Origin of the sequence: Natronomonas salina, from assembly GCF_013391105.1 — an archaeon.
GTDB lineage: Archaea > Halobacteriota > Halobacteria > Halobacteriales > Haloarculaceae > Natronomonas > Natronomonas salina.
Map to the genome: position 1 here is coordinate 696,967 of NZ_CP058335.1, position 25,632 is coordinate 722,598.

The 25,632-nt window shown below is 67.6% G+C and carries 23 protein-coding genes and 1 tRNA gene; 13 read left to right on the forward strand and 11 right to left on the reverse strand.

The window, feature by feature from the left end; translation table 11 throughout:
- The first annotated feature begins 141 nt into the window (after window positions 1–141).
- A complete protein-coding gene (locus HWV07_RS03900) occupies window positions 142–2,709 on the forward strand; it encodes an efflux RND transporter permease subunit (protein ID WP_178333040.1) in 2,568 nt (855 codons plus the stop codon).
- A 6-nt stretch (window positions 2,710–2,715) separates the two neighbouring features.
- Here HWV07_RS03900 and HWV07_RS03905 read toward each other — a convergent pair whose 3' ends face one another.
- Both HWV07_RS03905 and HWV07_RS03910 read right to left on the reverse strand, forming a co-directional pair.
- Window positions 2,716–3,573 (reverse strand): MBL fold metallo-hydrolase, encoded by an 858-nt coding sequence (locus tag HWV07_RS03905; protein ID WP_178333041.1) that lies wholly within the window; start codon window positions 3,571–3,573, stop codon window positions 2,716–2,718.
- Window positions 3,574–3,688: 115 nt separating this feature from the next.
- Window positions 3,689–4,537, reverse strand: a complete 849-nt coding sequence (locus HWV07_RS03910; protein ID WP_178333042.1) for a bile acid:sodium symporter family protein — start codon at window positions 4,535–4,537, stop codon at window positions 3,689–3,691.
- Window positions 4,538–4,882: 345 nt separating this feature from the next.
- Between HWV07_RS03910 and HWV07_RS03915 the strand changes: the two genes are divergently transcribed.
- Both HWV07_RS03915 and HWV07_RS03920 read left to right on the forward strand, forming a co-directional pair.
- The gene (locus HWV07_RS03915; RefSeq protein WP_246279826.1) at window positions 4,883–6,235 is read left to right on the forward strand and encodes an APC family permease; all 1,353 of its coding nucleotides are present in this window, start codon (window positions 4,883–4,885) and stop codon (window positions 6,233–6,235) included.
- Entirely contained in the window at window positions 6,232–7,332 is a 1,101-nt protein-coding gene (locus HWV07_RS03920) for a 3-hydroxyacyl-CoA dehydrogenase (protein ID WP_178333043.1), read from the forward strand. Before HWV07_RS03915 ends, HWV07_RS03920 begins: the two co-directional genes overlap by 4 nt.
- A gap of 14 nt (window positions 7,333–7,346) precedes the next feature.
- Here the strand turns inward: HWV07_RS03920 and HWV07_RS03925 are convergent, their stop codons facing one another.
- Together HWV07_RS03925 and HWV07_RS03930 are read right to left on the reverse strand one after the other, a co-directional pair.
- Window positions 7,347–8,951 (reverse strand): thiamine pyrophosphate-binding protein, encoded by a 1,605-nt coding sequence (locus HWV07_RS03925; RefSeq protein ID WP_246279827.1) that lies wholly within the window; start codon window positions 8,949–8,951, stop codon window positions 7,347–7,349.
- 267 nt (window positions 8,952–9,218) lie between these two features.
- Window positions 9,219–9,293, reverse strand: a tRNA-Glu gene (locus tag HWV07_RS03930).
- Between the two features lie 241 nt (window positions 9,294–9,534).
- Between HWV07_RS03930 and HWV07_RS03935 the strand changes: the two genes are divergently transcribed.
- The gene (locus HWV07_RS03935) at window positions 9,535–9,780 is read left to right on the forward strand and encodes a ribbon-helix-helix domain-containing protein (protein WP_178333045.1); all 246 of its coding nucleotides are present in this window, start codon (window positions 9,535–9,537) and stop codon (window positions 9,778–9,780) included.
- 84 nt (window positions 9,781–9,864) lie between these two features.
- Here HWV07_RS03935 and HWV07_RS03940 read toward each other — a convergent pair whose 3' ends face one another.
- The 6 genes from HWV07_RS03940 to HWV07_RS03965 form a co-directional block, all read right to left on the reverse strand.
- Entirely contained in the window at window positions 9,865–10,602 is a 738-nt protein-coding gene (locus HWV07_RS03940) for a DUF429 domain-containing protein (RefSeq protein WP_178333046.1), read from the reverse strand.
- A gap of 141 nt (window positions 10,603–10,743) precedes the next feature.
- Window positions 10,744–10,974: a DUF8119 family protein gene (locus HWV07_RS03945; protein ID WP_178333047.1), complete on the reverse strand. Its 231-nt coding sequence runs from the start codon at window positions 10,972–10,974 to the stop codon at window positions 10,744–10,746.
- Between the two features lie 100 nt (window positions 10,975–11,074).
- On the reverse strand, window positions 11,075–12,583 hold the full coding sequence (locus tag HWV07_RS03950; protein ID WP_211694219.1) for an HTTM domain-containing protein: 1,509 nt from the start codon (window positions 12,581–12,583) through the stop codon (window positions 11,075–11,077).
- Window positions 12,584–12,637: 54 nt separating this feature from the next.
- Complete coding sequence (gene mvaD, locus HWV07_RS03955; protein WP_178333048.1) at window positions 12,638–13,609, reverse strand: phosphomevalonate decarboxylase MvaD; 972 nt, start codon at window positions 13,607–13,609, stop codon at window positions 12,638–12,640.
- A gap of 114 nt (window positions 13,610–13,723) precedes the next feature.
- Window positions 13,724–14,986 carry a Glu/Leu/Phe/Val family dehydrogenase gene (locus HWV07_RS03960; RefSeq protein ID WP_178333049.1) on the reverse strand — a complete coding sequence of 421 codons (1,263 nt, stop codon included), beginning with the start codon at window positions 14,984–14,986 and terminating at the stop codon, window positions 13,724–13,726.
- 73 nt (window positions 14,987–15,059) lie between these two features.
- Window positions 15,060–15,908, reverse strand: coding sequence for an HpcH/HpaI aldolase/citrate lyase family protein (locus HWV07_RS03965; RefSeq protein ID WP_178333050.1), 849 nt, complete (start codon window positions 15,906–15,908; stop codon window positions 15,060–15,062).
- 84 nt (window positions 15,909–15,992) lie between these two features.
- Here HWV07_RS03965 and HWV07_RS03970 point away from each other — a divergent pair, with 84 nt between their 5' ends.
- From HWV07_RS03970 to HWV07_RS04000, 7 genes are all read left to right on the forward strand, one after another.
- On the forward strand, window positions 15,993–16,454 hold the full coding sequence (locus tag HWV07_RS03970) for a MaoC family dehydratase (RefSeq protein ID WP_178333051.1): 462 nt from the start codon (window positions 15,993–15,995) through the stop codon (window positions 16,452–16,454).
- Between the two features lie 107 nt (window positions 16,455–16,561).
- Window positions 16,562–16,831: an Asp-tRNA(Asn)/Glu-tRNA(Gln) amidotransferase subunit GatC gene (gene gatC / locus HWV07_RS03975; RefSeq protein WP_178333052.1), complete on the forward strand. Its 270-nt coding sequence runs from the start codon at window positions 16,562–16,564 to the stop codon at window positions 16,829–16,831.
- The gene (gatA, locus tag HWV07_RS03980; protein ID WP_178333053.1) at window positions 16,828–18,096 is read left to right on the forward strand and encodes an Asp-tRNA(Asn)/Glu-tRNA(Gln) amidotransferase subunit GatA; all 1,269 of its coding nucleotides are present in this window, start codon (window positions 16,828–16,830) and stop codon (window positions 18,094–18,096) included. The genes gatC and gatA overlap by 4 nt, the downstream gene beginning before the upstream one ends.
- Before the next feature lie 168 nt (window positions 18,097–18,264).
- Entirely contained in the window at window positions 18,265–19,755 is a 1,491-nt protein-coding gene (locus tag HWV07_RS03985) for an aldehyde dehydrogenase family protein (RefSeq protein ID WP_178333054.1), read from the forward strand.
- A 74-nt stretch (window positions 19,756–19,829) separates the two neighbouring features.
- A complete protein-coding gene (locus HWV07_RS03990) occupies window positions 19,830–20,249 on the forward strand; it encodes an EamA family transporter (protein WP_178333055.1) in 420 nt (139 codons plus the stop codon).
- 31 nt (window positions 20,250–20,280) lie between these two features.
- Window positions 20,281–20,853: a thioredoxin family protein gene (locus tag HWV07_RS03995; RefSeq protein ID WP_178333056.1), complete on the forward strand. Its 573-nt coding sequence runs from the start codon at window positions 20,281–20,283 to the stop codon at window positions 20,851–20,853.
- Window positions 20,854–20,967: 114 nt separating this feature from the next.
- Window positions 20,968–21,624 carry an O-methyltransferase gene (locus HWV07_RS04000; protein WP_178333057.1) on the forward strand — a complete coding sequence of 219 codons (657 nt, stop codon included), beginning with the start codon at window positions 20,968–20,970 and terminating at the stop codon, window positions 21,622–21,624.
- Here HWV07_RS04000 and HWV07_RS04005 read toward each other — a convergent pair.
- Window positions 21,617–22,405 (reverse strand): DUF6517 family protein, encoded by a 789-nt coding sequence (locus HWV07_RS04005; protein ID WP_178333058.1) that lies wholly within the window; start codon window positions 22,403–22,405, stop codon window positions 21,617–21,619. The two genes, HWV07_RS04000 and HWV07_RS04005, sit on opposite strands and share 8 nt — an antisense overlap.
- 127 nt (window positions 22,406–22,532) lie before the next feature.
- Between HWV07_RS04005 and HWV07_RS04010 the strand changes: the two genes are divergently transcribed.
- Together HWV07_RS04010 and HWV07_RS04015 are read left to right on the forward strand one after the other, a co-directional pair.
- Window positions 22,533–24,182 (forward strand): long-chain fatty acid--CoA ligase, encoded by a 1,650-nt coding sequence (locus HWV07_RS04010; RefSeq protein WP_178333059.1) that lies wholly within the window; start codon window positions 22,533–22,535, stop codon window positions 24,180–24,182.
- Window positions 24,183–24,472: 290 nt separating this feature from the next.
- Complete coding sequence (locus HWV07_RS04015) at window positions 24,473–25,627, forward strand: acyl-CoA dehydrogenase family protein (RefSeq protein ID WP_178333060.1); 1,155 nt, start codon at window positions 24,473–24,475, stop codon at window positions 25,625–25,627.
- Window positions 25,628–25,632 lie beyond the last annotated feature (5 nt).

Here is a 25,632-nt window from a genome sequence, read left to right on the forward strand (position 1 = left end):
GCGGCTCGTCCTGCGAGGGACACACCCGCTGTGATTGGACGGTGAGAAGCGAATCCGTACTCGATGAATCTTGTCTGATTCTCGATATTTCTACACGTGTAAATACAATTGTTATGTCGACCGGGCTGGAATGGGTGCGTGATGGATCTGGCCGAGCGGTACGCCGCCTTCGTGACCGGCCACAGCAAACTCGTCATCGTCGCCCTCCTGCTGACCACGTTGGTCGTCGGGAGCGCGGCGGGGAACGTCGACGGGGGGTTCTCTATAGCGAGTTTCAGCAGCGACACCACCGAGGAGGCGAAGTACGACTCGCTGCAACAGAACTTCACGACAGAAGGGGAGAACACGACCGTCGTGCAGGTCGTGTTCCGCGGTGAGAACGTACTCACGAAGCAGGCGCTTCTCGAAGAACTCCAGTACCAGCAGGCGATCCGGGACGATTCGAGCATCAATTCGACGTTGCGGGACCGGCAGCCGATGGTCGGGGTATCGAACGTCGTCGCCACGGCGGCGATGCTGCAATCAGAGAACGGGTCCGATGGCCCAACAGCCGGAGACGACCGTCGAACGGTGATGCCGCCGCTGTCTGCGCAGCTCGAACAACTGGAATCGATGAACGAGAGCGAGGTCAACGCGACGCTCGAGCGGGTGCTCGCTCCCGACGCCCGGGTCGGCGGCCAGACCGATCCCTACTCGCTGCTGCCGACCAGCTACGAACCGGGGACCACGGCGGCGACGGGCCGCGTCATGATCGTCTCCCAGGACACGAGTACCGCGACTGGCGACGACCTGCCCCCATCCGTCGTCGACGCGCAACTCGCGATGCAGGACCGAGCTACGCGCACGGTCGATTCGTCAGAGGTCTTCGTCTTCGGGGCCGGGATCGTCGACGAGGAATCGGGGCAGGCGACCGGCGAGAGTTTCGCCATCATCTCCCCGATCGCGTTGCTCCTGATGCTGGTCGTCCTGGGGATCGCCTATCGCGATTTCTTCGACGTCCTGCTCGGCATCGTCGGCGTCGGGCTCGTCCTCACGTGGATGATGGGCTTCATGGGGTGGGCCGGCATCGGAATGACGCAGATCCTGATCGCCGTTCCGTTCCTCCTGATCGGGCTGAGTATCGACTACGCGCTACACGTCGTGATGCGGTATCGAGAGGCCAGCCAGGACGACCCTGGTGGGACGCGCCGGGAAGCGATGCGGCGCGGGCTCGCCGGCGTCATCGTGGCCGTCGGCGCGGCCACGTTCACGACGGCCGTCGGCTTCCTCTCGAACGCGGTCAGCCCGCTCGAGTCGATCCAGGATTTCGGCGTCGTCAGTGCCGTCGGGATCGTCGCGGCGTTCCTCGTCTTCGGGCTCCTGCTCCCCGCGTTGAAGCTCGAACTCGACGGTCTCCTCCGGCGCATCGGCTTCTCACGGCGCACCTCACCGTTCGGTCGCGGTCGCTACGCCGGGCGGTTCCTCCGCGTGGGGGCCGACGCCGCGAAGCGAGCGCCGTACCTCGTCATCGCCGTGGCAGTCGTGTTGAGCGTCGCCGGCGGCGTCGCGGCGACGGACGTCCAGACCTCGGTCGACCAGACCGACTTCCTCCCGCGGGACTCCCCGGAGTGGATGGCGTCACTTCCCGGGCCGTTCCAGCCGAGTGACTACCAGCTCCGAGAGAACGCCGAGTACCTCAACGACCGGTTCGCGCAATCACGCGGCCAGTCGCGGGCGGAGTTCCTGATCGAAGGCAACGTCACCGACCCCAGGACACTCGATCGGATCGCTGCCGGGGAGGACCACCTGTCGAATACGTCGTCCGCCGCGACGCTCGCCGACGGAAGCCTCCAGGTGACCGGACCGATAGAGACGATCCGTGCGGCCGCGGCGTCGAACGAGACGGTCGCCGCGATGGTGAGCGATGCGGACACCGACGGTGACGGCGTCCCCGACGAGAACCTCCAGGCGATCTACGACGCGGTGTACGCCGCCGCACCGGCGGAAGCCAACGCGACTATCCACCGATCCGACGGAGAATACAGCGCGCTCCGGCTTTCGGTCGGGCTCTCCGGCAGCGCCGATACAGGGACGGTGACCGAGGAGATGCGGGCCGTCGCGACGACCATCGAGGACGACAGCGACGTGACCGTGACCGCGACAGGCCAACCGGTCATCGAGGAACTCATCCAGCGGAGCCTGCTCTCGACGCTCGTCGAGGGGTTCCTCATCACGTTCCTCGTCATCGTCGGCTTCCTGACCGTGATCTTCTGGCTCCGGTACCGCTCGGCCACGCTGGGCGCAGTGGTGGTCGCCCCGGTCGTGCTGTCGCAGGCGTGGCTGCTCGGGACGATGTACCTCGCGGAGATCGCGTTCACGCCGGAGACGGCCATCATCGCGGCGATCGGGATCGGGATCGGCGTCGACTACGCGATCCACATCGGCGAGCGGTTCGTCGAGGAATATCACGGTCGGGGCGACAGTACCGATGCATTGCTGCGGACCGTCCGCGGGACGGGCGGTGCGCTGCTGGCCAGCGCCGTGACGACGGCTGCCGGGTTCGGTGTGCTCGTCCTGGCGCTCGTTCCGTCGCTGCAGCGCTTCGGCTTCGTCACGAGCATCGCCATCGGGTACGCGTTCCTCGCCAGCATCCTCGTGCTGCCGAGTCTACTGGTTCTGTGGGTGCGTCTCACAGATCGCTCCAACGCAAACGAACAGACCGACCAGTAGTGGTCTCTACGGGGAGATGGTCAGCCCATCTTCGGCGACGATCACCTCGCCGTCGAATACTGCCTCTGCGTCTCGCCGCATGGATTCGAGGTCGCGGTACGGCATGATGTGCGTGAGAACGAGCGTCTGGACGCCGGCGTCCTGGGCGATTTCACCCGCGTCCGTGGCATCACAGTGGTTGGCCGTCAACGTGGACTGGTCCAGGTCTCGATCGCCCTCGGCATACCGCTGCCAGACGAACTGCTCGTCCTCGGCCGGCACGCGGTCTTCGTCGACCGGAGCGGTATTACAGTCCTGGACGAGGACGTCTGCGTCGTCAGCGAACTCGGCGAGCGACGGGACCTTCCGCGTGTCGCCGGAGAAGACGAACGACGAACCCGTCTCGTGTTCCTCGAAGCGGTAGGCGTACGTCTCGATGGAGTGTTCGACCGGGAGTGCGTCGACCTCCCAGCCGTCCATCTGGCGGCTGAACCCCTCCGTCACGAGCTCGGTCTCGATGTTCGAGATACCATCGGTCGGGTAGATATCCTGGCGGTACTCGATGTCTTCCGCGTAGACGTCGTACAGCGCGTCGACGAGGCGGTCGGTGCCGTCGGGTCCGTATACGGTAAGCGACTCCCGTCCACCCTCGGTCCAGCTCGTGAACGCGAAGTGGAAGAACGAGGCGTTGTGGTCCATGTGGTGGTGGGTGAAGAACATCGTCTCGATCTCCCCGAAGTGAATCCCTGCGTCCATGAGGCCGTAGACGGTCTTTGGCCCACAGTCGATCAGCACGCGTTCGTCGGCGACGTCGACGACGATACTCGTGCCACCGCGCTCGGGAATCGGGACGGGACTCCCAGTACCGACGAGGGTGATCTCCATGGTCGTTCTACGGGCTAAATCCGTTTGTACGTTCGCACCGTCGCTCGGGACATGGCTCGTTCGATACACCCGACGTCCGTGCCGTTCGACAGACAGCTACCGTTGCTGCAGCGTCTTACATTCCGCTGTGCTGTCCCCAGAGACTCGCGACCGGGCCCGAGACGACGAGGCTGAGGAGTCCGAACGCGACGATGATCGTGAGGACGCTGGGGTCGCTGAAACCCGTCGCGGCGATGAGCAACGCTGTGGCCACGTTTCGCGCAGCCGTCGTCGTCGCGAGGACTTCCCGCGTGCGTTTCGCTGGGCCGCCGAGGACGTACCCCAGTAGTAACGCCCCGCCGATCACGACGACCGAGATGAACAGCGTCCCGGTGCCGACCAGCTGGCGCATTTCGCCGGCGTAGACGATCGTCAAGAGGATGACAAGGAGGACGAGCAAGTACGTCGAGAGTTGCTGGATCGGCGGATGCAGGCGTGTTGCGACGGGCTGATAGCGTGCCCTGACGCCGAGGCCACCGATCAGGGGAATCAGTTGCGTAACGACGACGATCCGGGCGATACCGAGTGGGTCCGCCGCGACGTCGCCAGGCATGAGGAGTGTCACCGTGATCGGAATCGTTGCGACGGAGACGACGGCCAGGACGGCCATCAGCCCGCTCGCGAACGCGACGTCGCTTTTCGAGATCTCGGCCAGTTTCGGACCGAAGGGCGCTCCGGGTGCCATGGCGATCAACAGGAGCCCGACGACGTGACCGGTCTCCATCGGAACAGCGAGGACGAACGCGAACGCCAGCAGCGGGACGAGCACGAGGTTCACCAGCAGTGATTTCGCCATCAGCTGCCGTTGGCCGAGTGATGTGAGAATTTCGTCGGTAGTCAACGCCAGCCCCATCGAGAGCATCGTCGCGAGCACGAAGACGACCGTCACGAAATCGATGACCGCGGTGACTGTAATCGGCCCCATTCACCTACAACCTCGTGTCGGGGTTTGGAGAGAAAAGTGGCCTGCATGTCGCTCGGCACAGGTTTTCCATCGATGAACTACGCGTTCGTTCGAGCCCCTGTTGGGAAACCTGACCCCCCTTGCTCTACGAGGAGAACTCTCTGTGAAATCCCCCTCCCACCGGTGTCTATACGCGCTCGGTCGAATCCCCGAGGTCCTCCCTTGCGTAATCCGGGTGGTCAGGTACCGTGGCTGTGGAGGCGTGGGTTCACTGCCGCTGGTACGGTCGACCTGCCATCTCTGCGTCTGAATTCGTTACAGGCGGTGGTGGCCAAGTATTATTAGGTGACCCGGTGAGTCGAGGGTGTGTCACGAACTAACTCGCCACACGGGGGCGACGATGCCGGCGAGGAGGCGATCGGACTCCTCGACGCCGTCGCCATCGAGGTCGGGCTCATCGTCGGCGGCGCGCTGTTCGCGCTCGTCGGCGTTGGCGTCGCGCTCGCCGGCGCGGGCGTGGTCGTCTCGTTCGGCATCGCGATAACGATCGCTGCGATCGGGCTCGTTCCGACCGCGATGCTCGGGGCGGCCCACCCGACGACGTGCGGCCATTACCGGTACCCGGCGCAACTGGTGTCGCAACCGCTGGCCTTCCTCGCGGCGTGGGGGCTGGGGATCAGCATGTTCACCGGTGGGTTACCGCTCTACGCATTGACAGCGGGCGAATACGTACAGCCGCTGGTACCGGCCTCACCCACCGCAGTAGGCCTCCTCTTCTTGACCGGGTTCTTCGTGCTGAACCTCCTCGGTATCCGACTGGCGGCCCGCGTCCAGCTCCTGTTGTTCCTCGGCCTCATCGTTGCTCTCGGGGCGTTCGTCATCTTCGGACTCCCGGCCGTCGACGGCGCGAACCTCACACCGCTGATAGACGGCGGTATCGGGAGTGTCCTCATCGGCGCTGGCGTCCTCTACTTCACCTGTCTTGGCGCCAATTTCGTCATCGACATCGGCGGCGAAATGCGGGACGCGACGGTGACGATCCCGCAGTCCTTCCTCGTGAGCATCCCGCTGGTGTTCGCCCTGTATGTACTGATTTCGCTGGTGGCCGTGGGCACGATGGGCGTCGAGGCGATGGCCAACCAGACGTTGCTCGTGGTCGCAGAACGAATCTTCTCACCCGCGTTCCAGACGGTCTTCATCATCTGTGGCGCGATCTTCGCCGTCGCGACCACACTGAACGCGACCTTCATCCTGATCCCGCGGTACGTCGAGGCGCTCGTCGAGGACGACATCTTCCCCAGAGTCCTCGGAGTGACCAACGAGCGATTCGGGACCGCCCACTGGACGTTACTCGGGGTCTACGTCCTCGCCGCCCTCGTCCTGCTTGCACCGCTTCCCTTCCAAGACCTGGGGACGATGCTAGCTTTCGGCGGCGCGTTCCTCGTGACCGTCGCGATGCTGGCCGCCATCAGCGTTCTCCGCGACCCGCCGTCAGGGTACCAGCCGGAACGGTTCCCCGTCCCAGGCCGCGTGGTGCTCGCGCTCGCGGTCATCGCCGTCCCGCTTAACGTACTACTGCTCGGGCTACTCGCCGTCGACGCCCCGGTGCTATTCGGGGTGTGGATGGCCCTGCTCGTCACGGGGCTGGCGTACTATCTCGTCCGAACGACCTATTACGCCCCGGGTGGCACGGAGCCGACGGAGCGAACGCAACCATGATATCGAAAACCGGAGTCGTCGGCGCGGGGCTGATGGGCCGTGACATCGCCGGTCTGCTGGCGAACGCCGGGTACGCGGTCACGCTGGTCGACGTCGACGACGACGCGCTCGATGCCGCACGACACTACCACGAGCGGAAGCTTCCGGATGAACTCCAGGCGAGCGGTTACACAGTCTCGGACCGACCGGCCGACCGAATCACGTACGCAACGGAGTACGAAGGGCTGGCTGACGCCGAGTTCGTGGTGGAAGCCGTGCCTGAACGCCTCGACCTGAAACGTGACGTAATGGCGTCCCTGGAGGCGGTCCTTGATTCGGATGTGGTCGTCGGGACGAACACCTCGTCGCTGACGCCGGGCGACATCGCCGCCGAAATGAATCACCGCGACCGCGTGGTCCTGTTCCACTTTGCGAATCCTGCGATCCACCGCGATCTCGTCGAGATCGCCGGCGACGACGCCACCGACCGTGCGCTCGAACGCGCCACCGAGATAGCCGAAGCGATCGACCGCGAGCCGATTCGGCTGCGGCGTGAGTACCGGGCCAACGGGCTCTCGCGGCTCTCCGCCAGCATCAAGTGCGCGGCGACGTGGGAACTTCTGGATGCCGACCCCGCGGCGATCGACGTCGCCGCCACCCGCATCGGGTTCGACCGTGGTCCCTTGGAGCTCATCGATCTCATCGGACTCGACGTTCATCTCGCGACGATCGACAACCTCGCGGTGACGTACGGCGACCGCTACGAACCCCCGGCGGAGATCCGCGAGCAGATGGACGCGATGGTCTCGGACGGCCGTCTCGGGCAGAAATCCGGCGAGGGCTTCTTCGAGTGGGATGGCGACGAGTGCCTGATCCCGGAGCCAGAGGACCCGCACGACATCCAGCCGATTCTGGCGGCGCTCGTCAACGAGGCCCATCGACTCGTTACAGACGGGATCGCCGACCCTGAGACGGTCGACGAGATACTGCAGCGAGGTGGCGACAGCGAAATCGGGCCGTTCGACGTCGAGGAGATGTTCGGCGCGGAACCCCTCCGTGAGGTCCTCGAGCGCCGGCACGACGAGACCGGTGCGGCAATCTACGAACCCGTGTTCTAGCTCCTCGACCTAGCTTAGTCTATCAGTATCGGTGGCATCGCGTAGGGGTCGACCTGGACGTCCAGCAGCGTGGGGGTGTCGCTCTGGATGGCTGCCGGCAGCGCGGTTTCGAATCGCTCGACTGAATCGATCCGCTCGCCCTCACACCCCAGGCCTCGTGCGACGGCGGCGTAGTCGACCCCCTCCTGGAAGTCGGTCGACAATTGGAAGTTACCGGTGCCGATCTGACTGGCCGTCGAGGACCCGAGACCGTCGTTGTTGAGAACGACGACGGTCAACGAGAGGTCCTCTCGGGCTGCCGTCTCGAGGTCCGTCAGGTGATAGCCGATCCCGCCGTCGCCGCTGAGAGCGACGACGTTCGTCTCCGGTCGAGCCACCTGGACGCCGATGGCTTGAGGGAGACAGACGTTGATGCCGTCGCTACCACGAGCCTGGAGGTATCCGAGGCCAGGGCGCTCGACCTCGTAGAATGCCCCGGAGAAGAACCCGGCGTAGCTCGTGGCGCTGACGAGGACCCCGTCGCTCGGGACGTGTCGGTCGAGTTCATCGACGACGCGAGCGGGAGAGATCGGCTCGTCGTCGCTATGGAGGTCATCGGCGTGGGATTGCCGCCACTCCTGGCGGCGTTCGGCTAACGAATCGATTCGCGACTCGCGGTCGGCATACGTCGCGTCCGTGACGTCCGCGGTGAGCGCCCGGAGGGTCGTACGGACGTCGGCGTGGAGAGCGACGTCGGCATCGCAGTTCTTCCCTAGCCACGCGCGGTCGAGATCGACGTGGACGACGGTGGCGTCGTCGGAGATCAGCGACCAGCCGGCGGTCGTCAGGTCACCGAACCGCGTCCCGAGGCCGACGACGAGGTCCGCTCCCTCCAGCGTGTCGTTGGCCACCTCGCAGAATCCCCATCGGCCGACGACCCCGAGCGCGTACGGCTCTGTCTCAGCGACAGCCCCCTTGCCGTTGATCGACGTGACGACCGGAGTATTCGTCCGGGCAGCGAACTCCGTCAGAGCACTGGCAGCGCCGGCCCTGATGACCCCTTCACCGGCAAGGACGACCGGCGCGTCGGCCGATTCGAGGTGATCGAGGACTTCCGCAACCCGATCGGGGTTCGGTTCCGGCCGGTCGGCAGGGTACGACAGCGACAGGTCGCCGGGCTCATACGAGGACGCTTCGTCGAAGATGTCCCCCGGGAGATTGACGTGCGCCGGCTTCGGGACACCCGTCGTCATCTGTCGAATAGCGGATTCGACGGCCTCGACGGCACGGTCAGGCGACTCGGCATCGAATGCCACCTCCGTGTGCGGCGCCAGAATCGCCTCGTTATCCGCATCTTGAATCACCTCGCGGCCGCGGATCGACCGTTCGTTATCGCCAGTGAGCGCCAGGACCGGACTTGAGGCGCCGGCGGCCTCGCAGAGCCCTGCACCGATGTAGGCTGCCCCGGGCCCCCCGACGCCGTCGACGACGCCGACCGTCCGGTTCGCCCGCGCGTAGCCATCAGCCATCAGCGCCGCGCTCGCCTCGCTACGCGCAAGGACGTGTCGAACTGATGAGTCGGCCAGACTGGAGTAGTACGGGTCCATCTGCTCGCAGGGGAACCCGAACACCGTTTCCACACCGCCGTCCTCGAAAAGGGACACGATCTGATCTGTCGGATTTGCGGTTACCATGGTAGCGCTCGACTCGCAGACCGGAGTCGATGTCCATCGTGTTACATCGCCCCACGAAAAATGTATCCCCGAGGAAAGTTACCGTGGACAATGCGCCAAACCGCCGGAGGGCGGTCGAATCGGGTGGTCCGTCGAATGTGGTTTCCCTGTGCATGTTCGTTTACCTCTGGTTAGTGCACAGGCCAGAGTCGGCAGAAGGCGACGGGATTTCGATGCTCCGTCAGGGATTCGAACCCTGGTCCTTGCCGTGAGAGGGCAAGATGATTGGCCGGACTACACCAACGGAGCGCACCTCGCTGGAACGCATCCGATTGTATCCGGGAGGAACGTATAACGGTTGCGCTTCACCGTCGCTGTGGGCCGTTTTCACACCCTGAGGACGGCTTCCTCGTCCTCTCATCGTCGAACCCGATCGACCCAACGAGCGAAAACGAAGTCGAACGGTTCGATCGACGAGACGGCCGAACCACTGATAGGTTCCAGCGCCGCGAACCCAGCATTTACGCCCCCCAACTACTAACCCCCGAGCATGCCCGAGGTAGAAGTGTCGTTGCCGGACCGCATCGACAGCGAAATCGACCGTCTCGTCCACGAGGGAGAGTTCCTGAACCGCGAGCAGGCCATCGAGGAACTGCTCACGATGGGGGTCTCGGCGTACGCCCCAGCAGAGGACGCCGACGAGCAGGAGGGCGAGAACCTCTTCACCCAGATGACCGACGACCAGAAGGACCCGGCCGCCCGGGAAGACGACCAGGGCGACGACTACACGCTCTGAGACTGGCGAGTAGAGCCGAGACGTTTCGATGAAGGACCGTCGACGGATGAGAGTGACGACGCCGCCGCTACCGTAGCAGACTGATTACGTCGTCGACAGCGAGGTCTCGCTGCGGTAGACGTACCGCATCGGCAGCCCTCGCTCGTCGGTCGGCGGGTCCGCCGGCAGCGACCGGAGTTCGCCGGTACCCGGGCGGATGGTGAGTCCCAGCGCGACGGCATCCACGACGGCCGGGATTGGAACCTGGTGGCCCTCGGTCGCCTCGGCGACGGACTGGACCGTCGGTGGCGCGTCGACGTCGAACTCCGCGAGCGTCCGCATCCGTTCGGCGTAGCCGGCGGCGGTCTCGGGCGGGTGGGGCATCGGCTCGCCGTGGAACCCGAGGTAACTGAGCTCCGGGTGCGCCTCGACGAAGACCGGTCGGGCCTCGTCGATGGTCGTGAGGAACTCGTCCATCCCGGTGACGAGGCGAGATCGCTCGAAGGCGGCCCGGGGGAGCTCCAGGTCGGTCTTCCGCTCGTGGACGCGGGCGGCCGTCCGGTAGCGCTGCTTCCGGGCGGCCTCGCGAACCGGCGCCTGGACGACGGCGTCGCCTCGGTCGCCGAGTAGCTCCCGGAGCGCGCGCTCGTTCGGCCGCGGTGCCGTCGCGCCCTCGAGTCCGATCGGCACGTCCACCGCGATCCGCTGGGCGTCGTCCTCGTACTCGGTCCACAGCTCCCCGACGCCGTCGACGATCGTGGTGTGGTCGTAGCCGTCCTCGGTGTAGGCGACGGCGAGCCAGGCGTCGCCTCGAGCGACGCCGCCGACGTAGTAGTCGCTCACGGCCGTGGGTTCGGTCGCCGATACGTAGTTGTGTCGCCCGCGTCGGACGCCCGTCGTGCGGTCGTCTGTCAGGTTCGACCGGGGAGTCGTTCAGCGCGGCCGGCAGCCGCGACTCGTGGGTCGGCGCAGCTACTCCGCCTCCTACTCCTCGATCTCGACGGCCATCTGCACGGAGAAGATGAAGCCGAAGTACGCGACGACGCCGGCGACCATCATCATGTAGTACGCCCAGTCCGGGCCGTCGACGAGCCGGAAGAACGCGTTCACGACCGTCACCCAGACGATCGCGAACACCAGGTCCCCCAGCATCCCGTGTCTGTTCTCCAGCACGTACACCCCGACCCGGTGGAACACGCTCTCGTCGGTCGCCATACCCCCTCTGGGACCACCGCCGGCTAAAAGGTCACGGGCCGGAGCAGCGACGCCGACCGCCGGTAGGAAACCGTTGGTTCGGGCGAATCTCCGGCCCGTCTCAGGCCTGGGCCCGACAGTCGTGGCTGACGAGTTCCGTTCGCTCCGGCTCACCGCCGCCCGCGGACGGTACCGGCTGTTCGACCACGTAGAGGGTGACGGCGGTCACCTCCGCGTCGGTGGACCCCTCCGCGCGCCGACAGAGGTGCTCGGCCAGGTAGACCCGTTCCCCGTGGCTGGCCCACCGGACTTCGGCGAGGTAGCGGTGCCAGAGCGTCCCGGGGTACGTTTCGGCTGCGTCCGCGGGCGGCCCCCACTCGACCGCCGAGCCGTCGAGCGCGTCGACCTCCCCGCCGGATTCGAGAGTCGCCGGCGCGACGAACCAGCGGGTGTGTGACGGCGGCTCCGGCGCGAACAGCTTCCAGGTGTAGCCGTCGGGGTCGGGGACTGATTCATATTGGGTGGTGTCGACGACCCCGACGGCGGCCGCCGGCCACAGGACGCTGACGACGAGAACGACCGCGAGGATCGCCGTCGCAGTGATTCGGCCGAGCCGCCGGACCTCGGGTGGGAGACGTACCGGGGAGGTGGCCGGAGACAGTCCGTCGAGGGTCCGATGCAGCGTTCCGGATACGTTCCAGCGAGCGACGGGTCCGCGCTCGATTCGATCCCAGACGGACGGCGGGAGGTACAGCAGGAGCAGCGCGCCGACGACAAGCGGGAAGAGGCCGAGCCGCATCGTCGCCAGCATCCCCAGGTGCGCGACGGCGAACGCGGCGACGACCAGCGTTCGCCGCCGGCCGGTCGCGACCAGGAGCAGCGGCGAGGCGACCAGCATTGCGACCCACAGCCAGGTGATTGCCATGAGTAGCCCCGGGAAGGCGGTGAGGTGCGGTCCCAGGAGGACGGAGAACTGCTCGAGTTCGAGGACCGTCCGAACCGCGGTCCCACCGGTCCAGGCGTCGCTCCGCAGTTTGAACGCCGCGTTGGCGAGGTAGACGACGACGGGTTGCAGCAGGACCGTCGCGGTCGCCATCGACGCGACCCGCGGGCCGGTGGCGGCACTCGCCTCGCGACGCCGGAGCGCGTCGATCGACCACCGCCGATCGAGCGGCAGGAACACCGCCAGGAACAGCGCCAGGACCAGCAGGGCGTCGCCGCCGTTCATCAGGTAGGTGTTCCGCGCGTGCATCGAAGCGTGCAGAACCGCCACGACTGCCGTGGCGAGCCGCGTCCGGTAGCCAGCCGCGAGTGCGGTCGCCGCACAGCCGGCGACGAGGAAGAGGACCGCCTGCCCGGCAGTCGAGCCGGTGAGGCCGTGGATCGAGAGCCGCGCCAGCGTCGGGAAGAACTCGGCGTGGGCCGCCCGTGGAAGTACCCCAGCGTCGGTGTAGAAGGTCGTCAGCTCGCGGGCGCGGAACAGCAGGTCCGCGACGACGAGGAGGCCCAGCGAGATGCGGAACGCGGCGAGGGCCCGCGCGTCCACGCCGAGGCGGCGGTCGACCGCGTCGCGGCCGCGCTCGCGGAGGGAATCACCTCGGCCGGCGTCGCGTGGCGGGGGCGGGGACACGTCACCGGGAACGTCGCCGGCTCCGGCTAATAGGTCTTGTGCGTCGCGCTGCGCTCAGAACAGCGCCTCGCTCTCGTCGAGCACCTGTGCCGGACCGCCGACACCCCAGACGCGCGTGTCGATGCCGAGCTCGGAGATGGCCTCCTCGACGCGGTCGACGTGCTCGTCGGTGGTGTTGACGTACACCGAGGCGCCGGTGTCCGTGGAGAAGTACACCGGGACGCCCTCCTCGCGGAGGTCCCGGACGGCCTCGAAGACCTCCAGGGTCTCCGGCTGCCAATAGACCCAGCCCGCCGGCCCCGTCATCGTCGTCGCCGCCAGCGACAGCGAGTCGTGCTCGGCGAGCTCGAAGGCCGCCTCGAAGTCCGCCTCTCGGAGCGCGTGCCGCATCGTCGCGATCTGCTCGTGGATGTGCGCCAGCCGCGCCTCGAACATGTGGCTCTCGGCGGCCTCCTCGTGGGCCGCTTCGGTGTGCTTGAACGCCGGCACCTCCGCGGCCACGACCCGCAGGTCGTCCTCCAGGTCGGTCTCGATGCGCTCCGAGCGGCAGTCCTCGTCGTCCAGCCCCGTCCGGAGGTGCGAGAACGCGCCGGTGACCGCCCGCGCCGCCGACGAGGACCCCCGCCGAGCGACCGTCGACATCTCGGGGTGGGTGAGGTCCAGCCCCGCCGCCTCGCAGAGCGCCACCGCGGCCGCCGCGAACCCCGATGACGAGGAGCCGAAGCCGATGTTCGTCGGGAAGTCGTTCTCGGACTCGAAGCGGACCCGGTGGTCGAAGCCAGCCAGCTCGCGGACGTGGTCGACGACCATCCGGACGCGCTCGGCGCCGCGGCCCTCGATCTCCTCGCCGTCGACCACGTAGACGTCCGACTCGCGGTCGGGGTCGAACTCGGCGGTCGTCTTCGAGTGGCTCGGCGCGGTGCACACCGAGATGGAGTCGTGGTACGGCAGCCGCAACTCCTCGTCGCGCATCCCGTGGTACTTGACCAGCCCCTGGATCGGGTGGGCCTTCGCGGTCGCCTTCATACCTCCGTGGGGGGTCGTCTCCCGCTTAATACGTTCGACACGTACGCGGGTCGTGGGGCCCGGTCGGTGGACGGTAGAATTTCAGAAAGAGAGTCAAGTAAGCCGACGACTCGCTCAGGGCCAGCTCCCGCCCTCTTCGTAGGCGTCGAGGACACGGCGGATCGCCACGACGTAGGCGGCGGTCCGGAAGTTCGGGACGTCCTCGTTCTCGAAGGTCCGGACGAGTTCGTCGAAGGCCTCGACGATGTGCCGCTCGAGTTCCTCGTTGACCTTCTCCTCGGTCCAGTAGAACCGCTGGCGGTTCTGGACCCACTCGAAGTACGAGACCGTCACGCCGCCGGCGTTTGCCAGGATGTCGGGGAGGACGTAGACGTCGCGGTCGGTGAGGACCTCGTCGGCCTCGGGGGTGAGCGGGCCGTTCGCAGCCTCGACGATGACGTCCGCCTCGACGTCCGCGGCGAGGTCGCCGTCGATGGCGTTCTCTAGGGCGGCCGGGATGAGGAGGTCGACGTCGAGCGTGAGAAGCTCCTCGTTGGTCAGTTCCTCGGTCGCACCATCGTACCCGGAGACCGACCCGGTCTCGTTCTTGAAGCGCTTGACCTCGTGGGGGTCGAGACCGTCGGGGTTGTAGACGGCGCCGGAGGAGTCCGAGACGGCGACGACGGAGGCGTCGAGGTCGTCGTGGACGAGCTGGGCGGCGATGCTGCCGGCGTTGCCGTACCCCTGTACCGCGACGGAAGCGTCGGACATCTCCTTGTCCAGGTGGTCGAAGGCTTCGCGGGCGGTCAGCATTGTCGAGCGGCCGGTCGCCTCCACGCGGCCGAGCGAGCCGCCGGACTCGATGGTCTTCCCGGTGACGACGCCCGGCGCCGTCGTGTTCTCGAGGGTCTCGTAGGTGTCCTTGATCCAGTTCATCTCCCGCTGGCCGGTGTTGACGTCCGGCGCCGGGATGTCGCGGTCCTCGCCGATGAGCGGCCGGAGTTCGGTCGCGAACGACCGGGTGATGCGTTCCAGTTCCGTCTCGGAGTAGGCGCTCGGGTCGATCTGGATGCCGCCCTTCCCGCCGCCGTAGGGGATGTCGACGGTCGCGCACTTGTAGACCATCCAGCCCGAGAGCGCCTTCACCTCGTCGCGGTTGACGCCCGGGTGGTAGCGGATGCCGCCCTTGTAGGGGCCGCGGTCGCCGTTGAACTGCGAGCGGTACGCCCGGAAGACGCCGACGTCGCCGTCGTCGAGTTCGACGGAGAGGTTCGTCTCGAGGACGCGCTCGGGGTTCTTCAGGCGCTCGAGTACGTCGTCGCCGACGTCGAGATACGCCGCAGCGTCGTCGATCTGTTCCTGCAGGCTCTCGAAGGGATTGACGTCGTCGTCGGCCATACTGCATCCGTCGGACAGTCGCCGCTTAAGGATGACGCTCGTCGAATACGGATACCAGAACCGAGAGGTCGCGCTACTCGTCTGCCGCCCGATACCGCTCCACGATGCGCTCGGCGCGGGCGATCAGCGGCGCGTCGATCATCTCGTCGTCCACGCGGAAGACCCCTCGGCCCTCGTCGTCGGCCTCGTCGCGGGCGGCCAGTACCTTCTCGGCCCACTCGACGTCCTCCTCGGCCGGCGTGAACGCCTCGTTGATCACCGGGACCTGCGCGGGGTGGATGGCCATCTTGCCGTCGTAACCGAGCTGGGTGGCGAACGCCGTCTCCTCGGCCAGCCGGTCGGTGTCCTCGACGTCGGTGAAGACGGTGTCGATGGCGTCGACGTCCGCCGCGCCGGCCGCAAGGACGACGTGCTGGCGCGCGTGGGAGACCTCCTCGCCGGACTCGGTGCGCGTCGCGCCGATGTCTGCCGAGAGGTCCTCGGCGCCGAACGCGACGGCGTCCACCGCGGGCGTCGCCGCGATCTCCTCGGCGTGCAGGACGCCCTGTGCGGATTCACACAGCGCCAGCACCGGTAGGTCGTAGCCGTGATCGCGGACGAGTTCGTCCTTCTCGCGGACGTCCGCCGCGGACGACGCCTTCGGCACCATCACCGAGTCGATGCGAGGCTCGCCCGCGAGGACCGCCTCGAGGTCGTCGTCGGCCACCCTCGGGTCCGGATTGACTCGGACGCAGACCTCGCAGTCGGGGTCGAACCCCGGGTCGGTCAGGACGTCGTTGACGGCCTGTCGGGCCTCGTCCTTCCGGCCCGGCGCGACGGCGTCCTCCAGGTCGAATACCACCGTGTCGACGCCGGCGCCGGGCGCCTTCTGCATCAGTGCCGGCTGGTCGCCGGGCGAGAACAGCACGCTCCTGCGGGGCATAGCTGGGAGAAGAGCCGGCGGGCTTGTAAGCGGTACCCTTCACCCTCCAGTATCGTTTTGTCCACGCCACCCGACGCGGCAGGCATGCCCGGACTGTACTACGAGGAGTTCGAGGTCGGCGAGACCATCGAACACGACAAGCGCCGGACGATCTCGGAGTCGGACAACCAACAGTTCTGCGACATGACGATGAACCAGCAGCCGCTGCACCTCGACGCGGACTTCGCCGCGGACACCCAGTTCGGCGACCGCCTCGTCAACGGCCTCTACACGATGAGCCTCGCCGTCGGGCTCTCCATCCCCGACACCACCGACGGCACCATCGTCGCGAACCTCTCGTACGACGACGTCGAGCACCCCAATCCCGTCTTCCACGGCGACACCGTCTACGCCCAGACCACCGTCACCGACAAGCGGGAGACCAGCGACGGCGAGCGCGGCATCGTCGAGATGCACGTGGAGGCGTTCAAAGTCGAGGACGACGGCGACGACACGCTCGTCTGCGAGTTCGACCGGACGGCACTTTCGCTGAAGAAGGACGAGTAGACGCGGCTCGCGGCTCACTCCGGTCGCCGCTCCCATTTTCGTGGCCTCGCTTCGCTCGGCCCACCCTTTCGAAACCCTTAGTGACGCCCCCCACGGACCCACACCCAATGACCGTAGACGACGAGGAGGTCCGCCACGTCGCGTCGCTCGCCCGCGTCGACCTCGACGACGAGGAGGTCGAGCGGTTCACCGAGCAGTTCGGCGACATCCTCGAGTACTTCGAGGCGCTCGAGGAGGTGCCCGAGGTCGACCGCGAGGCGGAATTGGCCAACGTGATGCGGCCCGACGAGGTCGAGGAGGGGCTCACCCAGGAGGAGGCCCTCCAGAACGCTCCCGAGACCGAGGACGGCTACTTCAAGGGGCCGAAGGTCTCATGAGCCACAACGCGTTCATCACCGAGGCGACCGTCGACCCGACCGACTCCGGCCCGCTCGACGGCGTCACCGTCGCGGTCAAGGACAACATCTCCACCGAGGGCGTCCGGACGACCTGCGGGTCGGCGATGCTCGAGGAGTACGTCCCGCCGTACGACGCGACGGTCGTCCGTCGACTGAAGGAAGCCGGCGCCACCGTCGTCGGAAAGGCCAACATGGACGAGTTCGGGATGGGGACGACGACCGAGACCTCGGCATTCGGCGCGACGGAGAACCCCGCCGCCGAGGGGCGGGTCCCCGGGGGCTCCTCCGGCGGCTCGGCCGCGGCGGTCGCGGCCGGCGAGGCCGACGTGGCGCTGGGCTCCGACACCGGCGGCTCGGTGCGCTGTCCTGCCGCGTTCTGTGGCGTCGTCGGCATCAAGCCCACCTACGGGCTCGTCTCCCGGTACGGCCTCGTCGCCTACGCCAACTCCCTCGAGCAGATCGGGCCGCTCGCGCCAACCGTCGAGGACGCGGCCGAACTCCTCGACGTGGTCGCCGGCCCGGACCCGAAGGACGCGACGACCAGAGACGAGGGCGCCGACTCGGACTACGCCGCGGCCGCGGACCGCGACGTCGACGGCCTCACCGTCGGCGTCCCGACTGAACTCGTCGAGGGCGCCGACGAGGGCGTCGTCGAGGTCTTCGAGGACGCGCTGGACGACCTCCGGGCACAGGGCGCGACGACCGAGGAGGTCTCGCTGCCCTCCGTCGAGACCGCGGTGCAGGCCTACTACGTCATCGCGATGTCGGAGGCGTCCTCGAACCTGGCGCGATTCGACGGCGTCCGGTACGGTCCCGCGACCGACTCGGAGGGCAACTGGAACGAGGCGTTCGCCGCGGTCCGCGAGGAGGGCTTCGGCGAGGAGGTCAAACGGCGCATCCTGCTCGGCACCTACGCCCTCTCCGCGGGCTACCACGACAAGTACTACAAGCAGGCCCAGGACGCCCGCGCGTGGGTGAAGCAGGACTTCGACTCGGCCTTCGAGGACGTCGACGTCCTCGCCTCGCCGACGATGCCCGTCCCGCCGTTCGAGCGCGGCGAGAGCCTCGAGGACCCCCTGCAGATGTACCTCGCCGACGCCAACACCGTCCCGGTCAACCTCGCGAACCTCCCCGCCATCTCGGTGCCGGCGGGCGAGACCGACGAGGGGCCGGTCGGCCTCCAGTTCGTCGGCCCCGCGTTCGACGAGGAGACCATCATCCGGGCCGGCTCGGCGCTGGAGTGAGCGCCGACCGGGATTCTCCCACGGCCGTCCAGAACGTCCGGGGTGGGTAGCCGCGAACCCGGAAGCTTTCCCCGCTACCCGCGGGGCATCGCCAGCCGTACTGGACGTTCGACGACGTTCCGCCCGATGCGGCTGCTCCTTTTGCGTCCGAGTCACCTAGGACGGTCGATGGTGCCAGACCTCTCTATCGACGCCGACTGGAACAGTCTCTACATCGACGGCGAGTGGGTCGACTCCGAGAGCGGCGACGACATCGCTGTCGAGGACCCCTCCACGCGCGAGGAGGTGGCCCGCGTGCCCGCCGGGGTTGAGGCGGACGTCGACGCCGCCTACGAGGCCGCCGCCGACGCACAGAAGGAGTGGGAGCAGACGCCGCCTATCGAGCGCGAGCAGCTCGCCCAGCAGTTCGCGCAGGTGCTCCAGGACCACGAGGCGGAGATCGTCGATCTGCTGGCACACGAGGCCGGGGGGTCGCAGGTCATGGGCGAGACGTCGGTCCGCATCGCCGCCGATCAGGCCGCGCAGGCCGCGACGTTCCCGCGGCGGATGGGGGGCGACCAGGCCGAGTCCAACGTCCCGGGCAAGGAGAACTTCGTCCAGCGGGAGCCGGAGGGCGTGGTCACGGCGATCTCGCCGTGGAACTTCCCGCTCAACCTCTCGGGGCGGGCCGTCGCGCCGGCGCTGGCCACAGGCAACGCGGTCGTCCTCAAACCCGCGACGAACACGCCCATCACGGGCGGACTGCTCTTCGCGAAGCTCTACGAGAAGGCCGGACTCCCCGAGGGCCTGCTCAACGTCGTCACGGGTCACGGTTCCGACATCGGCGACGCGGTCGCCGGCCACCCCGAGAGCGACGTCGTCACGTTCACCGGCTCGACGCCGGTCGGCCGCGGCGTCGGCGCCACGGCCGGCGAGAACCTCTCGACGATGTCACTGGAGCTCGGGGGCAACAACGCCCACATCGTCACCGCCGACGCGGACGTCGAAGCGGCCGTCGACTCGGCGGTCTTCGGTTCGTTCGTCCACCAGGGGCAAGTCTGCATCTCCATCAACCGCCACCTCGTCCACGAGTCCGTCTACGACGAGTACGTCGAGCGGCTCACTGAGCGCGCCGAGTCTCTCCCGGTCGGCAGCGCTCACGACGACGAGACGGTCGTCGCCCCCATCATCGACGAGGGGCAGCGCGACGAGATGCTCGGCTACGTCGAGGAGACGGTCGAGGCCGGCGCGACGCTCGAGACCGGCGGCGAGGCCGTTCCCATGGAGGGCGTCGACGACTCGTTGCTCGTCCCGCCGACGGTGCTCTCGGGGGTGACCAACGACATGCCCGCGGCCGCCAACGAGCACTTCGGCCCCATCGCGCCCGTCGTCCCGTTCTCGGACGTCGACGAGGCCGTCGAGATGCACGACGACACCGAGTACGGCCTCTCGGGGTCGGTCCACGCCGGCGACGTCGGCACGGGGATGCAAATCGCCGAGCGGCTGGACACCGGGATGGTCCACGTGAACGACCAGCCGATCAACGACGAGGCCCACGTCACGTTCAGCGGGACGAAGGCCTCCGGCGTCGGCCGCTTCAACGCCACCGACATCCTCGAGGAACTCACCGAGAAGAAGTGGATCTCCGTCCAGCACGAGCGGCGGGAGTATCCGTTCTGAGGGGCGGCGGGTGCCCGCCGAACGCACGAGGGCGGACCGACAGCCCCATGCCGCCGGACCGCGCCGCTCGGAGTATGCAGTACCTGTGGTACGCGCTGCTGGCGCTCGTCGCCTACTCGCTGGTCGCGCCGCTGACGAAACTCGCCACGCGGGATCTGCCCGCCGACACGGTCGCGCTCGTCACCAACGGCATGCTGGCGCTCACCGCGCTGGCGCTGGTCGTCTCCACCGACAAACCGCTGGGCTCGGCGCTCACCCACGAGCACGCGCCGTACATGTACGCCGCGGGCGCCTGTCTCGCCGTCGGCATCCTCGCGTACTACCGCGCGCTGGCCGCCGGCCCGGTCAGCGTCGTCGTCCCCATCTTCGGGCTGTTCCTCGTCGCCAGTTCGGTCATCGGCATCCTCTTTATCGACGAGGCGCTCACGCTCCGGAAGGGCGCGGGCATCGTGCTGGCCGTCGTCGCCGTCTTCCTGACGACGTTCGAGGGGTGAGTTTACGGGGCGGAGGAGCCTACGAACGACCATGGTCGCACTCGACGCCGAACCCGACGCCCTGCAGCGGGGCGACGAGGCACCGGACTTCGAACTGGAGGGTACCGACGGCGAGACGCACTCGCTTGACGACTTCGCCGACCGCGAGGCGCTGCTACTGGTGTTCACCTGTAACCACTGCCCGTACGCGCAGGCGAAGTTCGACGCGATGAACGCCATCGCCGCAGACTACGACGAGGTCGCCGTCGTCGGCGTCAATCCCAACGACGCCGAGGAGTACCCCGAAGATTCCGTCGAGAAGATGGTCGAGTACGTCGACCGCGGCGAGATAGACGTCGACGCCTACCTCCGCGACGAGTCCCAAGCCGTCGCCGAGGCCTACGGCGCCGTCTGCACGCCGGACCCGTTCCTGTTCGAGAACGCCGGTGGGAGCTTCCAGCTGGCCTACCACGGCCGCCTCGACGACGCGCAGGACCCCGACTCCGAGCCCTCTGGAGAGCCGGGCTTCGAGATGCGCGAGGCCATCGACGCCGTCCTCGCCGGGGAGGAACCGACCGACGAGTTCCGGCCCTCGCGCGGTTGCTCGATCAAGTGGCGGGAGTAGCGGCGTCCGGGCGGTGTCAGAGGCGAATCGACGGCAGCATTTCTGCTGTGAGCCGGAACCGGTGACCGTCCGCGACGAGCGGGCTTTTTCCCCCTGGCGGTCGACGCTCCGGGCATGACAGTCCCCGACGACGTGGAGACGTTCGCGGCGACGGTCGGCCCGGAGCGCGACGCCGTCCTCGAGGAGATGGACGAGCGCGCCGCGGAGACCGGCTTCCCGACGGTCGGGCCGGTGGTCGGCGGCTGGCTCCAGCAGTTCGCCGGCCTCGTCGACGCCGAACGGGTCTTCGAGTTCGGCTCCGGCTTCGGCTACTCGGCCTACTGGTTCGCCCGCGGCCTCCCGGCCGACGGCGAGGTCGTCCTGACGGAGGTCGACGAGGACGAGCTCGACGACGCCCGCGAGTACCTCGAACGCGGCGGCTACGCCGACCGGGCACGGTTCGAACTCGGCGACGCCATCGAGACGGTCGACGACTACGAGGCGCCCGTCGACGTCGTCCTCATCGACAACGAGAAGGACCGCTACGTGGAGGCCTTCGAGGCGGTCCGCGAGAAGGTGCCCGTCGGCGGCGTCGTCCTGGCCGACAACATGACCGCCGGCCCCTTCGACTTCGAGGAGATCCACCGGCTGGTCGTCGAGGGCGGCGACAGCGACGACGCGAACGCCACCGGCGTCGCCGACTACCTCGCGCGGGTCGGGGGCGACGACGACTTCGTGACGACGCTGCTGGCGCTCGGCGAGGGCGTCGCGGTGAGCCGCCGGGTCAGTTGACGGACCGAATTAGGTCGAGCGACTCCTGTCGGTACGCATCCGGCGTCAACCCGAGGTCGATGTCGAGGGTGAGGTCGACGGCCTCCGTCACCTGTCGTTCCACGCGCTTCTCGTAGTTCTCCGCGGGGTTGACCGCACCCGCCACGAACGTCGCGCTCGCGTCGCGGTCGTACCACACCGCGAGCAGCCCCTCGACGCCGACGGGTTCGCCCGCCACGCTGACGACCGAGTCGCCGGCGTCGAACTCGAAGCCGTCGTACGGGTAGACCGCGTCGTACAGCAGCAGGTCCGTCGTGGGACCGTCGGCGACGTCGATGCGGCGCGACTCCCGCCGCTCGATGTCGTCCAGTCCGGCCTCCTCGAGGCGTTGCTGGAAGCGGTCGCGGGCGTTCGACTCGGTGCGGTCGACGACGACGCTGCGCCCGACGCCGAAGGGGAGTCGGTCGACGGCGGGGGAGTACTCGATGCGGGTCGCGAAGAACATCCGCAGGTCCTCGAAGCCGGTGCCCATGGTCCGCTGCCGGAGCGTCTCCGAGAGCCCCTCGTCGCGGTAGACGATCGTGGTCCCCCTCGACGTGACGCCCATCCTGGACTCGGTGAAGGTACCGCTCCGCTCGCGGTCGACGACCCAGCCGCCGTCGGCCTCGCCGACCGGAACCGACGGCGTCTTCGGGCCGTCGCCGGAGCGGACGTCGACGTCGGCGTCGGTCCCGCCGACCTGACCCGCGAGGGCGGCGCCGCCGACCGCTGCCGTACCACCCAGGAACTGTCGTCGTTGCATGGGACAGAATCGCCGGTGGGCGGCGATATATCTGTTTACCAGGTGTCAATAATCCGGGCGCTGCGTCGGCTGAATCGGTCCCGTGGTGGCAAAGCCCAAGTCAACACCATCCGTAGGGGTTTGTGATATGCCCGGAGGGACCGACCAGACGCTTCGACCGTTCCTGTGGCGAGCCGCCAACCTCTATCCCGACACGGAGATCGTCTCCCGGACCCACGAGGGGATAGACCGGTACACGTACCGCGAGTACGAAGAGCGGACGGCCCAGCTGGCGAACGCGCTCGACGAGTACGGGATCGAGGATGGGGACCGGGTGGCCACCTTCTGCTGGAACCACCACCGGCACTTCGAGACGTACTTCGCCGTCCCGACCATCGGCGCCCAGCTGCACACCATCAACCCGCTGCTGCCCGACGAGCACATCCAGTACATCGTCGACAACGCCGACGACGAGCTGATCTTCGTCGACGAGTCGCTGGCCCCGAAGCTCGCCGGCGCCGCCCAGGACGCCCCCGAGTTCGAGGACGTCGACTTCGTGGTGATGTCCTCGACGGAGACCGACGCCCTCGACGCGACGCCGTACGAGGCGTTCATCGACGGCCACGACACCGACTACGACTGGCCCGACCTCGACGAGGACCAGCCCGCCGGGATGTGCTACACCTCGGGGACGACGGGGAACCCGAAGGGCGTCGAGTACACCCACAAGATGCTCTGGACCCACACGATGGCCACGCTGACGCCGCAGGGCATCCCGATGGCCGACGACGACGTCGTCATGCCGGTCGTCCCGATGTTCCACGTCAACGCCTGGGGGATGCCCTTCACCGCCACCGCCGGTGGGTCCAAGCACGTCTACCCCGGCCCGTCGCCGGAGCCGGAGGACATCGCCCACCTCATCGAGGAGGAGGGCGTCACCATCACCGCCGGCGTCCCGACCGTGTGGCTCGGCCTGATGGACTACGCCGAGGAGAACGACCTCGACCTCTCGCAGCTCGACACCGTCATCGTCGGCGGCTCCGCCGCACCGGAGTCGATGATCCGCTGGTTCGACGACCGCGACGTCGAACTGCTCCACGCCTGGGGGATGACCGAGATGTCGCCCATCGGCTCGGTCTCCCAGCTGAAGGGGAGCCTCCAGGACGCCGACTACGAGACCCAGCTCGAGCACCGCGCCAAGCAGGGGCTGCTCATCCCCGGCCTCGAGATGAAGGTCATCGACGAGGACGGCGAGGAGATCGCCTGGGACGGCGACGAGTTCGGCGAACTCTGGGTTCGCGGCCCCTGGGTCACCCAGGAGTACTTCAAGCGCCCCGAGGCCAACGAGGAGGACTTCGAGGACGGCTGGCTGAAGACCGGCGACGTCGTCACTATCGACGAGGAGGGGTACATCAAGATCGTCGACCGCGCGAAGGACGTCATCAAGTCGGGCGGCGAGTGGATCTCCTCCGTCGAACTCGAGAACGCCATCATGGCCCACGCGGACGTCACCGAGGCCGCCGTCGTGGGCGTCCCCCACGAGCGCTGGCAGGAGCGACCCGTCGCGTTCGTCGTGCCGACGGAGCGCGCCGACACCGACACGCTCGACGACGAGATCCTCGACCTGCTCCGCGAGGACTACCCCAAGTGGTGGCTCCCGGACAACATCGAGTTCATCGACGAGATCCCCAAGACCGCCACCGGGAAGTTCTCGAAGAAGGACATCCGCGAGCAGTACACCGACGAGTCGCTCCTCGAGGGGCAGGTTCCGGAGGAAGCGGCGCCGGACGACGACTAGCCACTTTTTGCACGCGAACGCGGGTCGCGCCGAAGGCGCGACACCGGTTCGCGGCAAAAACGTGGGGTAAATATGCGCGCGTGCTCCTTCCGCTCGCTGCGCTCGCTCCAGTCCGCGCGCGCTACGGCGACTCGGCGCTCCGCGCCTCGTCGCCGGGAACCGCTCGCTCACGCCGTTCGCTCGCGGATGCTCTGTCGACCGTCGGTCCAGGCTTCCTCACGGGCCCCAACCAATCGACACCTTGCCCGCAAGGTGGGTTATTTCTTGTTGGACGCACAACCGGTGAGACAATGGAGGTCCTCGATTCGACGCCGGTCCCGGAGCACGCTCAGGACGTCAAGCAGGAAGCTCGGGAGTTCGCCGAAGAGCACATCGAGCCGAACGCAGCGGAGTACTACGAGACCGGGGAGTACCCCTGGGAGATCCTCGAGGCCGGGATGGACGCCGGACTCGTCGCCCAGGAGATCGGCGAGGAGTACGGCGGCCGCGGGTTCAGCGTCCAGGAGATGCTCGGACTCGCCGAGGAGTTCTACCGGGCCGACGCGGGCATCGCGCTGACGATGCAGCTCGCCAGCTTCGGCGCCTCGATCACCGAGGAGTTCGGCTCCGAGGAGCAGAAGGAGGAGTACCTCCGACCCGTCGCCGAGAACGAGCAGATCACCGGCCTGGCCGTCTCGGAGCCCGACACCGGGTCCGACCTCGCCGGGATGCAGACCCGCGCCGAGAAGGACGGCGACGAGTACGTCATCGACGGCGAGAAGTACTGGATCGGCAACGGCGTCGAGGCCGACTGGGTGACGGTGTACGCCCGCACCGGCGACGACGAGGACAACCGCTACGGAAACTTCTCGCTGTTCATCGTCCCGACCGACGCCGACGGCTACGACGCCGAGCACATCCCCGAGAAGATGGGCTTCCGCGCGTCCAAGCAGGCCCACATCGAGTTCGACGGCGTCCGCATCCCCGAGGAGAACGTCATCGGCAGCGAGGGGACGGGCTTCTACATGCTCGCGGAGTTCTTCAACCACGGCCGCGTCGTCGTCGGCGGCCACGGTCTCGGGCTCGCCGCCGCCGCCATCGAGGAGACCGCCGACTTCGTCCACGACCGCGAGGCGTTCGGCCGGACCATCGACGGCTTCCAGAAGGTCCAGCACATCCTCGCCGACATGATGACGGAGTTCCAGGCCGCCCGGATGCTCAACTGGACGGCCGCCGAGAAGGTCGAGGCCCACGACAACGCCGGCTGGTGGGCCGCGATGGCGAAGGTGAAGTCCACCGAGACGGCGAACTTCTGTGCCGAGCGCGGGATGCAGCTCCACGGCGGCCGGTCGGTCCTCACCGAGAACCGCATCTCCCGGGTCTACCGGGACGTCCGCATCCCCGTCATCTACGAGGGCGCCAACGAGATCCAGCGCAACCTCATCTACGGCCAGGGCCCCTGGTGAGGGCG

Bases quoted from the DNA above. Each gene is read 5' to 3' on its own strand.
- mvaD (WP_178333048.1), bottom strand. From the start codon at position 13,609: ATGAAGGCGACCGCGAAGGCCCACCCGATCCAGGGGCTGGTCAAGTAC.
- HWV07_RS03965 (WP_178333050.1), bottom strand. From the start codon at position 15,908: ATGCCCCGCAGGAGCGTGCTGTTCTCGCCCGGCGACCAGCCGGCACTG.
- HWV07_RS03935 (WP_178333045.1), top strand. From the start codon at position 9,535: ATGCCCGAGGTAGAAGTGTCGTTGCCGGACCGCATCGACAGCGAAATC.
- gatA (WP_178333053.1), top strand. From the start codon at position 16,828: ATGAGCCACAACGCGTTCATCACCGAGGCGACCGTCGACCCGACCGAC.
- HWV07_RS04005 (WP_178333058.1), bottom strand. From the start codon at position 22,405: ATGCAACGACGACAGTTCCTGGGTGGTACGGCAGCGGTCGGCGGCGCC.
- HWV07_RS03920 (WP_178333043.1), top strand. From the start codon at position 6,232: ATGATATCGAAAACCGGAGTCGTCGGCGCGGGGCTGATGGGCCGTGAC.
- HWV07_RS03905 (WP_178333041.1), bottom strand. From the start codon at position 3,573: ATGGAGATCACCCTCGTCGGTACTGGGAGTCCCGTCCCGATTCCCGAG.
- HWV07_RS04010 (WP_178333059.1), top strand. From the start codon at position 22,533: ATGCCCGGAGGGACCGACCAGACGCTTCGACCGTTCCTGTGGCGAGCC.
- HWV07_RS03960 (WP_178333049.1), bottom strand. From the start codon at position 14,986: ATGGCCGACGACGACGTCAATCCCTTCGAGAGCCTGCAGGAACAGATC.
- HWV07_RS03900 (WP_178333040.1), top strand. From the start codon at position 142: ATGGATCTGGCCGAGCGGTACGCCGCCTTCGTGACCGGCCACAGCAAA.
- HWV07_RS04000 (WP_178333057.1), top strand. From the start codon at position 20,968: ATGACAGTCCCCGACGACGTGGAGACGTTCGCGGCGACGGTCGGCCCG.
- HWV07_RS03970 (WP_178333051.1), top strand. From the start codon at position 15,993: ATGCCCGGACTGTACTACGAGGAGTTCGAGGTCGGCGAGACCATCGAA.
- HWV07_RS03945 (WP_178333047.1), bottom strand. From the start codon at position 10,974: ATGGCGACCGACGAGAGCGTGTTCCACCGGGTCGGGGTGTACGTGCTG.
- HWV07_RS03990 (WP_178333055.1), top strand. From the start codon at position 19,830: ATGCAGTACCTGTGGTACGCGCTGCTGGCGCTCGTCGCCTACTCGCTG.
- gatC (WP_178333052.1), top strand. From the start codon at position 16,562: ATGACCGTAGACGACGAGGAGGTCCGCCACGTCGCGTCGCTCGCCCGC.
- HWV07_RS03995 (WP_178333056.1), top strand. From the start codon at position 20,281: ATGGTCGCACTCGACGCCGAACCCGACGCCCTGCAGCGGGGCGACGAG.
- HWV07_RS04015 (WP_178333060.1), top strand. From the start codon at position 24,473: ATGGAGGTCCTCGATTCGACGCCGGTCCCGGAGCACGCTCAGGACGTC.
- HWV07_RS03985 (WP_178333054.1), top strand. From the start codon at position 18,265: ATGGTGCCAGACCTCTCTATCGACGCCGACTGGAACAGTCTCTACATC.
- HWV07_RS03910 (WP_178333042.1), bottom strand. From the start codon at position 4,537: ATGGGGCCGATTACAGTCACCGCGGTCATCGATTTCGTGACGGTCGTC.